At 45.8% G+C, this 16,313-nt stretch carries 8 protein-coding genes; 6 read left to right on the forward strand and 2 right to left on the reverse strand.

Annotation, left to right across the window (positions count from 1 at the left end):
• Positions 1–573 precede the first annotated feature (573 nt).
• The 4 genes from KGY70_08370 to KGY70_08385 all read left to right on the forward strand — a co-directional run bounded on the left by KGY70_08370 (position 574) and on the right by KGY70_08385 (position 10,878).
• A complete protein-coding gene (locus KGY70_08370) occupies positions 574–4,356 on the forward strand; it encodes a DUF4981 domain-containing protein (GenBank protein MBS3775187.1) in 3,783 nt (1,260 codons plus the stop codon).
• A 68-nt stretch (positions 4,357–4,424) separates the two neighbouring features.
• Complete coding sequence (locus tag KGY70_08375; protein ID MBS3775188.1) at positions 4,425–6,359, forward strand: glycoside hydrolase family 97 protein; 1,935 nt, start codon at positions 4,425–4,427, stop codon at positions 6,357–6,359.
• A 154-nt stretch (positions 6,360–6,513) separates the two neighbouring features.
• The gene (locus KGY70_08380) at positions 6,514–9,714 is read left to right on the forward strand and encodes a PAS domain S-box protein (protein ID MBS3775189.1); all 3,201 of its coding nucleotides are present in this window, start codon (positions 6,514–6,516) and stop codon (positions 9,712–9,714) included.
• Positions 9,715–9,783: 69 nt separating this feature from the next.
• The gene (locus tag KGY70_08385; protein MBS3775190.1) at positions 9,784–10,878 is read left to right on the forward strand and encodes a family 10 glycosylhydrolase; all 1,095 of its coding nucleotides are present in this window, start codon (positions 9,784–9,786) and stop codon (positions 10,876–10,878) included.
• A 20-nt stretch (positions 10,879–10,898) separates the two neighbouring features.
• On the opposite strand, the gene KGY70_08390 is transcribed toward KGY70_08385, so the two are convergent.
• A complete protein-coding gene (locus tag KGY70_08390) occupies positions 10,899–11,951 on the reverse strand; it encodes a twin-arginine translocation signal domain-containing protein (protein MBS3775191.1) in 1,053 nt (350 codons plus the stop codon).
• A 339-nt stretch (positions 11,952–12,290) separates the two neighbouring features.
• Positions 12,291–13,175, reverse strand: coding sequence for an AraC family transcriptional regulator (locus tag KGY70_08395; GenBank protein ID MBS3775192.1), 885 nt, complete (start codon positions 13,173–13,175; stop codon positions 12,291–12,293).
• Between the two features lie 190 nt (positions 13,176–13,365).
• Here KGY70_08395 and KGY70_08400 point away from each other — a divergent pair, with 190 nt between their 5' ends.
• Both KGY70_08400 and KGY70_08405 read left to right on the forward strand, forming a co-directional pair.
• On the forward strand, positions 13,366–15,333 hold the full coding sequence (locus KGY70_08400) for a DUF1080 domain-containing protein (GenBank protein ID MBS3775193.1): 1,968 nt from the start codon (positions 13,366–13,368) through the stop codon (positions 15,331–15,333).
• 25 nt (positions 15,334–15,358) lie between these two features.
• The coding region (locus KGY70_08405; protein MBS3775194.1) for a hypothetical protein at positions 15,359–16,313 on the forward strand (955 nt) is incomplete at its 3' end.

Here is a 16,313-nt window from a genome sequence, read left to right on the forward strand (position 1 = left end):
AGAAAGGAGAAAAGGAGAATATGAGAATATGAGAACTGAGTAGAGACAGGCCTAGGCGGGACCAACTTATTAAAAGGAGGCTGAGGCGGAGGCTGAGGCTAAGGCTAAGAAAAGAAAGTCTGCGGTAGGGTGGATAATTGTTAAATGGTTGCATTGTTAAATTAGTGCCTCGGGCTATGACCATCAGAAGTTTCTGGCAAATTTTGCCAACTGCCCCTTGCCCACTGCCAAATTCTTAAAACGAGGCTAAGGCAGAGGCAGAGGCTGAGGCTAAGAACAGAACGTCTGCGGGAAGGTGATAAAATTGCTAAATGGTTACATTGTCAAATTGTTACTTATAAGCACAAGAATAAAGAAGTTTCTGGCAAATTTTGCCAACTGCCCATTGCTCCCTGCCAACTGACTTTCAAACATTTTAATACAACCGAATCTCAATTGTATTCCTCTGCCAGCTACAGCCTTTCATCGTTTTTGATTTTCCAAATGTATTTGTTATATTTAACCCTACCTTACCGGGCAAGTTTTGCCAAAAAATGCAAGAATTTGACCGGTAAGCGCCTAAAAAGAATCGCCATGAAAAGAAGCACATTTACCTCAATCGTTTGCACTTTCTTATTCCTGAGCATTTTTGTCTTTAAGTCATTGGCACAAGATGAGGCAGGGGTACCCGACTGGCAAAATCCGGCAGTATTTGCCCGAAATCAGGAACCACGACACATCCCTTTCGTTCCGTACACCAATATTTCAGATGCCTTGAAGGACGATTGGAATGCATCCCCATTCTATCAGTCGTTAAATGGCACATGGAACTTTAAATGGTTTGCCAATCCCGATGAAGTGCCGGAAAACATCCATGATGAGCGAGCCGTTTCCTGGTTCCGGAACACCATACAAGTGCCTTCATGCTGGCAAATGGAGGGATTCGGTCACCCGAAATTCCGTAATGTACAGCAGCCTTTCCCTTCCACCCCGCCAAAGGTACCTGAAGATTATAATCCGGTGGGGGTTTACCGAAAAAACTTTACCATCCCCGAAAATTGGAACGACCGGCAGGTCTTCCTCCATTTTGAAGGCGTAAAATCGGCCTCCTATGTCTGGATCAACGGACAGAAAGTGGGATACGACCAGGGCGGTATGGAGCAGGCCGAATACGACATCACCCCCTATCTCCGGGAAGGATCCAACGACATCACCGTTCAGGTATTTCGCTATTGCGATGGCACCTACCTCGAATGCCAGGATATGTGGAGATTATCCGGTATATACCGGGACGTTTATTTGATGGCCACGCCCAAAACCCACATCCGGGACTTTAACATCACCACCGATCTGGATTCCCGCTATCGGGATGCCACGCTGAACGTCGAAACCATCCTTAAGAACTATGACCAACAAACAACCTCCGGAAATTACCGGCTGATCATCCAACTGTTCGATGAAACGAAGAATCCGGTTTTGGAAGAACCCCTGACAAAAAAGGACCTATCCCTTTCCGCCAATGAAGACAGAACCCTGCAGTTCTCCGCTGAAATAGACAATCCCAAAAAATGGTCTGCCGAATTTCCCAACCTGTATACCTTAACGCTTGAATTGAAAGATGGTAACGGGAACACCCTGGAAGTGCTCAGCGACCGGGTCGGTTTCAGGGAGGTGGAAATAAAGGGCCAAGCCATTTATGTGAACGGGAAACAGATCAAATTCAACGGCGTAAACTCCCACATGCACCATCCTGATTTGGGACGGGGGATGGACATGGAAACCATCCGCAAAGATCTGACATTGATGAAAAAGTTCAACATCAATTGTGTGAGAACTTCTCACTATCCGCCCAACCATGAATACCTGGATGTTGCCGATGAACTGGGTATCTATGTGGTGGACGAAACCAACGATGAAGCCCATGCCACGACCTACGTTTCAGAAAATCCTGAATGGCGGCCTATGTATCTCGACCGGGTTCGCGGAATGGTCAAACGCGACCGCAACCATCCCGGTGTAGTTATCTGGAGTGCCGGCAACGAAAGCGGCTCGGGCGAAAACATAGCCAGTCTGATCGAAGAAGGCAAAAGGCTCGATCCCACCCGCCCGTGGCTTTACGGTGGAAATGACGGCCGTTTGCCTTTCGAGGACATCATCGGTCCCCGTTATCCGCACCCCGATAAACTCAGGGAGTTGGGTGAGGAAACCCCCGAAGAAGAACCCAGGCCATCTTTCATGGATGAATACCTGGCCGCTTCAGGCAACAGCCTGGGTCAGCTACAGGAATACTGGGATGTGATCCGCAGCTACGACCGCACCACCGGCGGGGCGATATGGGATTGGGTGAGCCCCGGAATAAAACGACCGGTAAGGCTTACCAAAGATGCTTCTCCAAACAACAACCAGGGCATTCTGATGGGCAATGCAGGGCTTGTTCCCGGTAAGTCCGGCAAAGCCCTTTCATTAAGCGGACACGATGAATGGGTGGAGTTCTACCGCGATCCTTCTCTTGATATCACCGGCAATAAGCTGACCCTAGAAACATGGATTTATCCCCTGCAGTGGAACGGGTATGGCTACCTGGTCAATAAGGGAGACCATCAGTACGGGCTGAAACAGCCCGCAGAAGATACCCTGCAGTTTTATATCCACGATAGCCAACCCATAACATGTGAAGCACTGGTACCTGAAAACTGGCGGAACAACTGGCACCACATAGCCGGTATTTATAACGGGGAACAGCTTCAGCTATATATCGACGGGGAAATGGTGGCCAATACACCGCATACAGGCTCCGTCGATCATACTCCTCATCCCTTAAACATAGGAAGAAATGCAGAAATCTACGGCATGGAACATCCGGGTCAACTGAACAACTCACTGTTCGACAATGTGGGCATATACGACCAGGCATTGTCACCGGGGCAATTAAAAAGCCATCCGGACACCCGTAATTATGAGGCATTGCTGTGGTGTAATTTTGATGCTGTGGATCAGCACGGATCCTTTTTCTCTTTGGGTATCGGGGCCCGTGCTTACGGGCTTGTCTGGCCCGACCGGCAGGTGCAGCCTGAAATGTGGGAATTAAAGAAGGTGCCTCAACCAGTGAAAATCGAAGCGGTGAACCTGAAAAAAGGAAAATTTCGCATTACCAATAAACATCACTTTAAAAACCTCAGTGACCTTTCCTTGCATTGGGATGTAAAAACTGCGGGTTCTCTTGTAAAAGCAGGGACCAACCGGATAGATCTTGAGCCGGGAGCAGAAAAGACCGTCTCCCTGCCTCTATCAGATATGCAAATACCGCAGGACAGGGATCATTGGTTAACGATAAGCTTCAGGCTGCCTGAGGGAACCAAATGGGCAGATCAAGGACATGAAGTGGCCTGGGAGCAGTTTCAGCTTCCCTCAAGCATGTATTATAACGGCCTCCAAACCGGGCAACAGGAAACGGAGCCGTTTGAGGTTCATGAACACCGGAGCAGAATTATAATGAACGGAGCCGATTTTCAATATACGTTCCATAAAAAGAAGGGAATGCTGACCTCCATGCATTACAAGGGAACCGAGCTGATCAAATCGTCTCCAAGATTCAATGTATGGCGTGCTCCCATCTGGAACCAGACAGATCAGTGGGGAGGCAATCCCATGGCCCCTGTTTGGAGAAAATACGGACTGAACCGGATGCAAACCGAAGTTAAGGACGTGAATGCAGAGAAAAAAGAAAACAGGGTGACCATACAGGTGGAAACGCTGTCAAAAGCTTCCAACGCGAACACGCGGTTTGAAGTGGATTATACCTATGAAATTCACAGCACGGGCAAGATCAGCATCCATCAGGATGTGACCCCTGCATCGGATATGCCGGAATGGATCCCCAAAGCCGGAACGCAGATGGTGCTTCAGGATGAATTCAACCGCTTTGCCTGGTACGGCAGGGGTCCTTTTGAAACCTATCCCGACAGGAAATCCGGGGCAAAGGTAGGTTGGTATCAAAAGCAGGTGGATGAACTTTATGAGCCCTATCTGGTTCCCCAGGAGCACGGCAACCGCACCGATGTGCGCTGGGCTGCCCTGACCAATGAAGAAGGCCTGGGTTTGTATATCTCCGGCGATGCGTTGCTGAATGTCAGCGCCCGCACATTTAGTACCGACAACCTGACCCGCGCACAATATCCGTTTCAGTTGAAAGATCAGGATGGCATCACCGTAAACATGGATGATAAGGTTTCCGGCGTGGGTGGCACTCCGGTCAAGACGCTGGAAAAATACCGCGTGATGCCCGAAGCATATCAATATACAATTCATTTGTGCCCGTTTGATCAGAGTGAGCGGGAACCAAAGTCAATATACAGGCAAAATAAGATTGGCAAATAATATACAATGCAGCAGAATTATTTGGAATCATCCGGATTAAGATTTCGTCATATAAAAAACCATAAGCCATGAAACATTCATTTCTTACCATCATTCTGCTCATCCTTTTTGGATGGAGCGTATCTGCACAAACTTACCACCTTTCTTCACCGGACGGTTCGGTAAACGTTACCGTCAATACGAAAGATACCGTAAGGTATGCTGTGTCTTACAAAGGGGAAACCCTGTTGCTTGAATCGCCCCTTTTGCTTGAATTTTCGGATTCACCTCCTCTTGGCCGATACATGGGAGTTAACAATGAGGAAAAGAAGACCATTGACAATACATGGGAAGCAGTGGCCGGACAGCAAAAAGAGATGCGCAATTACTGTAAACAGCTTCGCCTGCAAATGGCAGAAGAACGATTTCCCGGCAGGAAGCTGGTGGTGACTTTCCGGGCTTATAATGACGGCGTGGCCTTCCGGTACTACCTGCCAGAATTGACCAGCAAGCAGGAGCTCGTTATAACCAACGAATATTCAACGTTTCATTTTCCGGAAGATTATACTGCCTGGATGGCTGACTACGGAAGCTATGCTACCCATCAGGAAACAGAGTTTTGGAAACATCCCCTCTCCCATATTGAATCTTCTTCAATCATCGGTTTGCCTTTGACCGTCAAACATTCGGAAAATCTGTACACAGCCGTCACTGAAGCCAACCTGGATGACTGGAGCGGAATGTACGTAGGCCGGGATGAGCATGCCTGCGAAGGAATACGGCTTCAGTCGAAATTGTCTCCGGAAGGAGGCAACCCCGATAATACGGCAAAAGTCAGGATCAGCACGCCGCATACTTCTCCGTGGCGTGTTGTAATGATCGGTGAGTCCCCCGGCGCACTCATTGAATCGGATATGGTGATGAACCTGAATGAGCAATGTGAAATCGAGGATCCTTCATGGATTGAACCGGGCATATCAGCCTGGGATCACTGGTGGAGCGGCGGTGTTCAGATGAACACAGCCACCGTCAAAGAGTATATCGATCTGGCCGCGGAGATGGGCTGGAAATATCAGTTGATCGACTGGCAATGGTACGGGCAGTATAATGACCCCGATGCAGATGTTACCACCGTGAATCCGGATGTAGACATGCCGGAGGTTTTGCAATATGCCAGAGATAAAGGTGTGAAATGCTGGCTGTGGCTATACTGGTCGGATATTGACCGACAACTGGAAGAGGCATTTGCCCTTTATGAAAAGTGGGGTATTGCCGGAGTAAAGATCGACTTTATGGCCCGTGATGATCAGGAGATGGTCAACTGGTATCACAAGGTGGTCAGAACAGCAGCCAGGCACCATCTGATGGTGAATTTCCATGGGGCCTACAAACCAACAGGTTTTCGGAGAACACTTCCCAACCTGATGACCCGTGAAGGCGTGCTGGGGAATGAATACAACGCATGGTCGACCCGTATCACCCCCGATCATGACGTGACCATACCGTTCACACGGATGCTGGCCGGCCAGATGGATTATACACCCGGCGGGTTTCTGAACCGGGGCAAAGGGGAATTCCGTACCGGACATCCTACCCAGGTGATGGGCACCCGCTGTCATACACTGGCCAAGTTTGTCGTTTACAACAGCCCGATTACCGTAGCTTGTGACCGGCCTGAACACTATTACGGAGAGCCGGGCACTGAATTTCTTAAGGAAGTACCCACTGTGTGGGATGAAACAAAGGTCATCCACGGAGCCATCGGAGAATACATTACTTTAGCCCGAAGATCAGGAAAGACATGGTTCATCGGTTCCATGACCAACAGCAATGAACGCACGCTGACAGTACCGCTGGATTTTCTCGATAATGGCAATTATGAAATTCATAAATTCAGGGATGCCGATGGGGGTGTCACCGAACTGAAAAAAGAAACTACAGAAGTTACCGTCAGCGATGAACTGACCATAGATATGCAGCCCGGCGGTGGATTTGCCGCGTATCTGGTACCGGTGGAAAATTGAAGAATCCTGTTTTGGCCTATCCGGCACGCTGCCCCGGGCTGTGTCATTCCCGGTCCTTCGGAGCTCAGGCTGGTTCATGATAATTGTGAATACTGCTAATGATTAAAGAAATTTGTATAAAAATTAATATATTGTCCTGACAAAATTTTCTCTTATGAAGCAGTCAAAAGCCCCGGATGATGGAGTTAATGGAGTAATTGAAAATTCCACCCGGAATAACAGGGCTGATAAAAAGAAGACGCTTTCGTGGGATAAGCTATCGGATCATTCACTGACATTGGTTTTGTTGTCTATAGGTTTTGGTCTGCTCGTATGGATCATTGATGCCTTATTGGATCACCTGGTTTTTTACAGGAATTACGGTACTTTTCTGGAAACCTTAATTACAAATCCTCAGGAAAATGAAATTTATAGCCGCATAGTGCTTGTGGGAAGCTTTCTGGTTTTTGGTGCGGTCATTGCCGTTCTCTTTTCCAGACGCAGACGGGTGGAGCAGGAATTAATACATCAGGAGGCAAAATTGCATGCTACATTCGACAGCATTGGCGACGCCGTTATTTCCACAAATGTTCAGAGCCGGGTAACAATGATGAATCCGGTGGCAGAGCAGCTTACCGGATGGGACAAAACAGAAGCCCGGGGCGAACCTCTGTATAAAGTATTTCCTATAATAAACAAAACATCCCGAAAAGAGGTAGACAATCCCGTTGACAAAGTCCTGAGGGAAGGAAAGATTGTGGGACTAGCCAACCACACGGTACTTCTTTCAAAAGACGGCCGGGAGATCCCCATTGCCGACAGTGCAGCACCAATTAAGGATGAAAAGAAAAAGGTCAATGGTGTTGTTCTGGTATTCCGCGATCAGACCGAGGAACGCTTTTCTCAGCATTTGATGGAGACTCGTCTCTCTCTTATTGAATATGCTTCCTATCATACAAAAAAAGAACTTTTAACCCGGGTATTGGATGAAGTGGAAAAATTCGCTGATAGTTCCATAAGTTTTTATCATTTTGTGGAACCGGATCAAAAAACCCTTTCCCTTCAGCAATGGTCTTCCCGGACATTAAAAAATTCCTGTAAGGCAGATGATACGGGAAGGCATTATAACATTGATCGGGCCGGTGTTTGGGTAGATTGTGTATATAAGAAAGAACCTGTGGTCCATAATGACTATAAATCACTCCCGCACAGAAAAGGAATGCCGGAAAATCATCCCCGGATTGATCGTGAACTGGTCGTGCCTGTCATAAGGGATGATAAAGTTGTGGCTATCCTGGGGTTGGGCAACAAACCCACCGACTATAACCAAAAAGATGTAGATACGGTGTCCTACCTGGCTGATGTTACTTGGGAGGTTGTTCAGCAGAAAGAGACTATAGAATCATTACGGGAGAGCGAAGCCCGTTTCCGGACCATTTATGATAATACGGAAATCGGCCTCGCCCGTGTATCGCTTGATTACAGAATTGAAGCAGCCAATGAAGCTTACCTCGAGATGCTGGGGTATAATCAAAGCGAACTGATTGGCAAATATCTTATGGAGGTTACTCATTCTGATAATATAAAGGGAAATTTGGCTATGCAAGAGCGACTTGCAGCGGGCGAGATTGATCATTTTCGTATGGAAAAACGTTTCATTCATAAAAATGGGCAGATTGTATATGGTATTCTCGACGCCAATCTCATCCGCGACTCCGATGGCAACCCCTCCTACTGCATAGGAAGTGTGGTGGATATTACCAAACGCAAAGAATCGGAGCAGGCGTTAAAGGAAAGTGAACGCAAATTGCAGACCCTAATGAGCAACCTCCAGGGAATGGTTTACCGCTGCCGGAATAAAGGAACATGGCCCATGGAGTTTGTTAGTCGGGGTTGCCTGCAGCTTACGGGGTACCAGCCCGAAGAGATCATGAAAGGTGAGCCTCTTGACTACGGAGAAGTGATCCATCCGGAGGACAGAAAATTTGTCTGGGATGCTGTTCAGGATTCTATTGCAAAAAACAGCCATTTTCAGCTTGAATATCGTATAATAACCAAAGACGGCCAACTCAAATGGGTTTGGGAACGCGGAATTGTAGTTGACAGAAACAGTAGCGATGTACTCGAAGGTTTCATCATGGATGTTACCCAACGCAAGGAGGCAGAGATGAAAATTGAGGAAAAGAATGAAGCACTGAAAAACAGCCTGGAACAAATTAAAAAGATCAATAACGAATTGGAGCAAGCCAAAGAAAAGGCAGAAGAAAGCGACCGGCTTAAATCTGCCTTCCTGGCCAACATGAGCCATGAAATCCGCACACCCATGAACGGGATTATGGGATTTGCCCATCTGTTGAAAAAAGCCCCACCTTCCGCTGAAAAAAGACAGGAATATATTGAAGTGATCGAACAAAGCGGAACACGGATGCTGAACATCATCAATGACCTGATAGATATTTCCAGGATAGAAGCCGGGCAGGTGGATATTCATCCCTCAGAATTCAATTTCAATGAACAGCTCAGCTATCTTTACACTTTTTTTCAGCCCGAAGCAGAAGCAAAGGGCCTGAATCTTACCGTTACCAAACCCCTCCCGGATGATCAGACGCTCATCTATACCGACAAGGACAAATTTTATCTCGTCCTCTCCAATTTGATTAAAAACGCTGTTAAATACACCCATGAAGGTAGCATACATTTCGGATATTTGCAGAAGGGGAAAGATTTGGAGTTTTATGTGGAAGATACCGGTATAGGCATTCCCGAAGAGAAACAACAAGCCATATTTGATCGTTTTGTGCAGGCGGATATGAGTACTGGCAGTTCTTACGAAGGCGCAGGGCTAGGTCTGGCGATCACCAAAGCATACGTGGAGATGCTTGGAGGTGAAATCTTTCTCGAATCTAAGGTAGGAGCAGGCACCCGGTTCTCTTTTACCATTCCATATATTTACGGAAAAGCAAGTGAATCAGATCATGAATCTTCAGCTTCGGATACAACAACAGACAAAATGAAAAATATAACCCTTTTGATTGTAGAAGATGACGAAACGACAGATTTATATATCACCGAGCTGCTGCAAGACAAATGCAAAGCCATACTTCATGCGAAAGACGGCAATGAAGCAGTTAAACTTGTGCGGGAAAGAGATGATATCGACATGATCCTAATGGACATCAAGATGCCCAACATGGATGGATATACGGCTACACAAAAAATCCGGGAATTGAATAAAAAGATTGTCATCATAGCCCAAACCGCTTATGCACTTGCGGGAGACCGGGAAAAAGCCATTGAGGCCGGTTGCGATGACTATCTGAGCAAACCCATAGATGAAGGAGATTTGCTTGAAGTGGTGAAAAGGAATATACCCTAACCCAGATAAACTGGAAATCCTAATTTCTAATTTCTAAATCCTAAAATTTACATCAAAATGCATACAACAATGAGATGGTTACGGTTTCCGATCATGTTTCTATCGGTTTTGGGCATCATCATGCTGTTTTCCTGTGAGCAGAAACCTTCTGAAACCACTGAAATCAAAGGTGTTTATGGCAATCCCAAGCCCTTATGGGACAAAGGCCACAACCTCAGCGACCTTGGCGTCAATGCCATTTTTGTGCACAGGGGCTCCATCAACCGGGAGATGATCGACCGGGCCAGGAAGGAAGGGCTGAAAGTCTTCTCCGAATTTCCCACCCTAAACGGCAAAAACTATGTAGAAGATCATCCCGAAGCCTGGCCCGTCAATGCCAAAGGAGAAAAGGCAGAACAAGCTTCTTGGTTCATGGGCGTATGCCCAACGGACCCCGGATTCCGTGAATACCGGTTCAATCAATTGCGTGAGCTGCTTTCCAATTATGAACTGAACGGGGTTTGGATGGACTATGTGCACTGGCATGCCCAGTTCGAGGAACCCGAGCCCATCCTGCCGGAAACCTGCTTCTGCGATAATTGCCTGAAAAACTTTTCAGCCAATGCCGATGTTGATCTGCCTGAAGGAAACACCAAAGAAAAAGCCAGTTGGATATTAACCAACCGGGAAGACACATGGCGCGACTGGCGTTGCGAGGTCATTCACGACTGGGCCAAAAAGATGAAAAGCATCATCAATGAATTGCAGCCAGAGACTTTACTGGGCCTTTACCACTGCCCCTGGAACGATGAAGAATTCAACGGCGCCCGGCGCCGCATCCTGGGACTCGATTACGACATGCTGAAAGAAACCATCGACGTGTTTTCTCCGATGGTTTATCACGGGAGAATGGAAAGAGCACCGGAATGGGTCCGGGAAAACATCCGGTGGCATTCCGACCGGCTGGAGGTACAATACAACGATTATCCAAAACTATGGCCCATCGTGCAGGCCCACAACGATCCGGGCATCATCTCCCCCGAAGAGTTCAAAACCGTCTTGAAAGGCGGGTTAGCAGGAAAATCTACAGGAGTGATGATGTTCACCACCCATGCAATAGCAGAAGATGAAAGCAAGATCAAAGTGATGAAGAAAGTTTATACCCAATCTCAGGAAAACCCCTAAAATAAACTCCACATCCGATTTCATCCAATCGCCATCGCCCTGGCGGGGTTTTCAACGGTTACCAGCCGGACCTCCTCATCCGTAAAACCGGCAGCTTTCATCATGGGGACAAATGATTTCACCAGCACATCAAAGTGCCTTTTCATGGAACCTTCCGGCGGAAATGAGGAGCCGTCATGAGACAAAAGCACCCGATTCAACAGTCCCTGCTTTTTGAATTCACGCATGATATCCAAGTCCTCTTTAAGTGTGCTGCTGTCAAATGTTTTTTGGCTCTTGAAATCGTAATAGGGTTGCCGCAGGTCATCGATTGAAATCCAGGCACCTTTCCGGGCTGCATCAACCGTGGCACCTGTATCAGCCCCCTGGGCATGCACCCAGATCCAGGAATTGAGGTTTACTCCGTGGTGACGGAATATGTCCATTTCTTTTCGGGCTCCTTCCAAATTGCCTCCTGTATGAACGGCAATGCTCAGACCGGTTTCCTTACTGGTTATGGCAGCAGCTTCGACCAGCTTTTGATCCGTCTTTGACATTCCGCCGGAATCAATGGCCGTTTTGATGAATCCGGGTTTAACAGAGCCCTCAATTCCGTCGTTGAATTCGGCAATCCACTTTTCAGCAAGCTTTTCGGGACTGGTAGAATCAACAAAAGAAGGAACATACCGGTCATCGGCCGCACCGTAAAAACCGGTATTGGCCACAATATTCATCCCCGAACGCTTGGACAGTTCCTTGAGGATACCTGCATCACGTCCGAAATAAGCCGTTGTGCAATCGGCTATAGTCTGTATACCCAGAGTTTTGAGATATTTCAAATAAGGAACCACCTCGCTGTATACCTGTTGTTCTTCATATACCGGCGGTTCGGCTGGTTCCATACCGAACCGGGAAAGAACATGCTCATGGGTCAGGAACGTGCCTGCTTCTGATAATGAAATCGGACCGGTAACGGTCATTATGGTTTTTTTATCCAGGGCGCCTTCGGTGCCAAACGCTTTTACACCGGGGGCCAAAGTAAGACCTGCGGCACCCAGTAATGAAGTTCTGAGGAAATCTCTTCTTGTTGTCATAGTGATGTCATTTTTTATTCATGTTAATTTGTTTAATATAAGGAATGAAACGTCCATGGTATGGGCTATCTATCTAGTCAATAAATTAATTAAAAAACAAAGAGTTCGGTTTTAAAAGCTAATTTTTATGCACACGGCGCTTAGCGTCTACTATAACTGTTTGTCAATCAATACAATAATTTTGACACCTTTAGCTGAGAGAGTCGCTTAGCGCCTTTTTAGACCAGACTCAACAAACAGATGAATGAAAACACCCGAACGCCATTTGATTTATATCAAGCCCAAAAAGTTATATATTCCAATTATCATTATGTCAAACATCCCTAATGAAGATTATGTTCAAAAAGAAAAATAATCCTGTTCATTTTTATATTTTCTGCGATATTCCCTGGGTGTACAATTCATTCTGGCGCAGAACAACCTGTTGAAATAGGCCTGGTTGTATAAACCCGATTCCAGTATGATCTCAGAAATATTCTTACTGGTTTGAATGAGCAACCTACAGGCATAACCGATCCGCATATCCTGTAAAAATGCGGTAACCGATTTTCCGGTACGTTGCTTAAAATATCTTGAAAAAGCAGAAGGATTCATATGGGCTTTTTCGGCAATTTGATCTATGGAAATCTTTTCCTGGAAATGATTAATCATAAAATTATATACCTCGTTCATCCTTTTCTCATCCCTGGGATTTATGGAATTTAAAAATCCTTCGCTGCAGAGATAATAATAATCCCTTTCACGATAAATCAGATCCAGTATTTCCAAAAAAAGGCCAATTCTCTCCAATCCCTTTATATGAACCATTTTCTTTAACCGTGATTGAATTTTCCGGTCATAATTACGGAATCTTATGCCTCTTTTTGCCAATTCAAAAAAATTCTTAAGTGGGGAGAGCTCCGGAACATCATATTGATTGATTCCAAGAAAATATTCGCTGAATTTTAAGATAATGGCTTCACATTTGGATGTCGACTCATCACCACGACATCGCGCATTGGTTTTCCAGTAATGTGGCGTGTTGCTGCCCAGAAAAACCAAATCTCCCGGCTGGAACTTTTCCACGTGATTGCCAACAAAACGGGTGCCCCTTCCTTGTAATATCAGGTTGACTTCTAACTCCGGGTGAAAATGCCATGGATTATCAAAATAGTCAACCCGATCATAACGAATATGAATGGAAGAATTTTGGGGATAGATGACTTTCAGATACCAAGGAAGCATATATAATTTTTTTGTTAAAAATAAAAAATCTTTTGTAATGCAATGACAGCATTATTATCTGCAAAAATAACATTAATACAGAATAGCAGTTTTCCATATTTTTGTCATGTGTATATATACTGGCGAGATACCAAACTCATTAAAACAAATACCCTATTAACAAATTACGAATATAATTAAGCAAAAAATCATGATGCTAACCAACAAACTTCTTGCTCCACTCACTCTTTTGCTGATCTTATTTACCTTCACAAACAGCAAGAGCCAGGATATGATTCGTACAAACCCCAATCCCCGGGTAAAATTTGATATTGGGATTGCTTCCTATGCATTTCGGGAAAAGCCCCTAAGCGAAGTACTGGAGGTTACTAAAATGCTAGACATTCACAAGCTTGCCGTAAAGAGCATGCACATGCCTCTTGATGCTTCATCAGGGGAGATATCAAATATCATTGAAAAAGCCCGGGAAAAAGATGTGGATATTTACGCGGGTGCGGTCATATACATGGATACAAAAGAAAAAGTCCGGCAGGCATTCGAATATGCCAACCAAGCGGATATGGAAGTTATTGTAGGCGTACCGGAGCCTTCCCTCATGGATTTATGCGAACAAATGGTTAAGAAGTATGACATGAAGCTGGCCATTCATATGCATGGGCATTGGGACATGCTTTACCCGTCCCCTGAAAGCGCTTACAAGATGGTAAAAAACAGGGATCCACGAATGGGAATTTGTATTGATGTTGGCCACGCACTAAGAATCAATTTGGATCCGGCAGAAGAGATCAGGCAATACGGTGACCGGATTCTGGATGTACAGTTCTGGGATGTATCCTCGGCTTCTCCTGAAGGAAAAGCGATTTTGCCGGGGTATGGAGTGGTTGATTTCGAATCGGTTTTTCAGGCACTGATTGACATTGATTATACCGGCACGGTAAGTATAGAATACTGGAGCGATCCCCAGAGGCCTGAGCTGGGAACAGCCTATACGCTCGGATATATCTACAAAACGCTGGAAAATTTAACTTATCCGAAGGATTATTCGGACAACCGGCTGACGGAAAAAGAAAAAGACGAGGGCTGGGAGCTTCTTTTCAATGGTGCAGATACACGGCATTGGCGCGGCATCAATCAGGACAGTTTTCCAAAAACAGGATGGAAAATCGATAAAGGAGCATTGTGTGTTGATGCCCGCGGAGGAGCAGAATCCAGCCACGGGGGTGACATTGTCACCATGAAGGAATATTCCGGGTTTGTCCTGAAATGGGAATGGAAGATGAAGGATGTGGGTGGTAACAGCGGATTAAAGTATTTTGTGCAGGAAGGCCGGTCAGACAATGAAAAATATGGCTATGGTCTGGAATACCAGATACTGGATGATGCCAACCATCCATGGATGAAAAAGGGCAAAATGAAACCGGGAGATTATTATACAACGGGAGCAGTGTACAACCTTTATGAGCCCTCCGATAAAAAACTGAAACCCCTCGGCTCCTATAACCAAAGCAAGATTGTAGTAAAAGGCAACCATGTGGAGCACTGGCTGAATGGCCTAAAGGTAGTGGAATACGAAAGGGGCAGCCAGGAGTACGAGGAAAGGGTAAAGCAAAGCAAATTCAAAGACATTGACAACTTCGGGCTGGATGAAGAAGGCCATATCCTGTTGCAGGATCACGGAAGTCGTGTTTGTTATAAAAATATAAAAATCAAAGAGCTGACCTATCAATTCCAGGACGGAACTACGCTGGAATATCTGATAGACAATCCCTACGTACAGTTTATCGGAGAAAACGACGACTGGATAAAAGTACCATTCGGAGACAAGCCGGCACAGGCAAGCAATGATTCCCTGCCGGAGGAAAAAGTGGATGAACAATACCGCAATGTCCCTTCCGACAAAGAAGATTTTATCAATTCAATCATGGAAAATAAACCCTCAATGGAACCCCTGGAAGTAAGCCACAATGTCTACCGCCTGACCAACATGGGCATGATTGCTGCAAAACTGGGAAGGAAGTTGCAATGGGACAATGAAAACAATGATTTTGTGAATGATAATGCTGCATCATCCATGTTATACCGATCTGTAAGGGAAAAATACCTGAATAAGGAGGTTGCTGAATGGATGAAGAAATATGGGTTTTCTCAAACCGGATAAACCAAACCAAAGATAAAGAAAGCTTATGAACTCCAGAGAACGCTTTTTTGCCGCAGTCAACCACAGGGAGCCGGACAAAATCCCCTATGATCTGGGAAGCACACATCTCACAGGCATTGCCTACAATGCTTATATCAATCTCATCAATCATCTGGGAATTAAAGAGGATAAAGTGGCTTATTCGGATGTTATCCAGCAACTGGCCCTTCCCTCAGAGGAAGTATTAAAACGTTTCAAGGTGGACTTTAGAGGCTTATTCCCTTTAACAAGCCATAACTGGGATGTTTACGAGCAACTTAAAGATGGGGGCGACCATTGGATCTATCATGATGAATGGGGTATGACCCATCATTTTCCCAAAGAAAACGGGCTTTATTTTACCATCGTGAAAAGCCCGATGGAAAATGCAGAACCCAGCAAAGAGACAGTTCACAATCATAACTGGCCCGATGTAAAAGATCCCCGAAGAATCAAGGGATTAAAAAAACAGGCATTGTCCTGCAGAAATATGAACAAGGTGGTGGTACTCAAGGGCATTAATGCCGGGTTGTTTGAGATGATGCAGCGTATAAGGGGAATGGAAAATGCTTTGATGGATACCATGATGTATCCCGAGTTTTCAGATGCACTCATCGGCAAGCTGGCCGACACCAAAATAGAATTCTGGGACATGGCGCTGGAAGAATTGAAAGATGTGGTAGACGTAGTGGTTGAGGCTGATGATTATGGCTCCCAGGAATCCCAACTGATCAGCCCGGATCAGTTCCGTTCGATGTTTAAGCCACATATAAACCGGGTATTGGAGTTCATAAAACAAAAAGCTCCCGATGTGAAGATATTTTTCCATTCCTGTGGGAATGTAAGGCCCATCATTCCGGATTTTATTGAAATGGGGGTGGATATATTGAATCCTGTCCATATTAAGGCTCAGGGGATGGAGCCTGCCGGTCTTAAAAAAGATTTTGGCAACGACATCACCT

The organism is Bacteroidales bacterium (assembly GCA_018334875.1).
In the GTDB taxonomy this organism is placed as follows: Bacteria; Bacteroidota; Bacteroidia; order Bacteroidales; family UBA12077; genus JAGXLC01.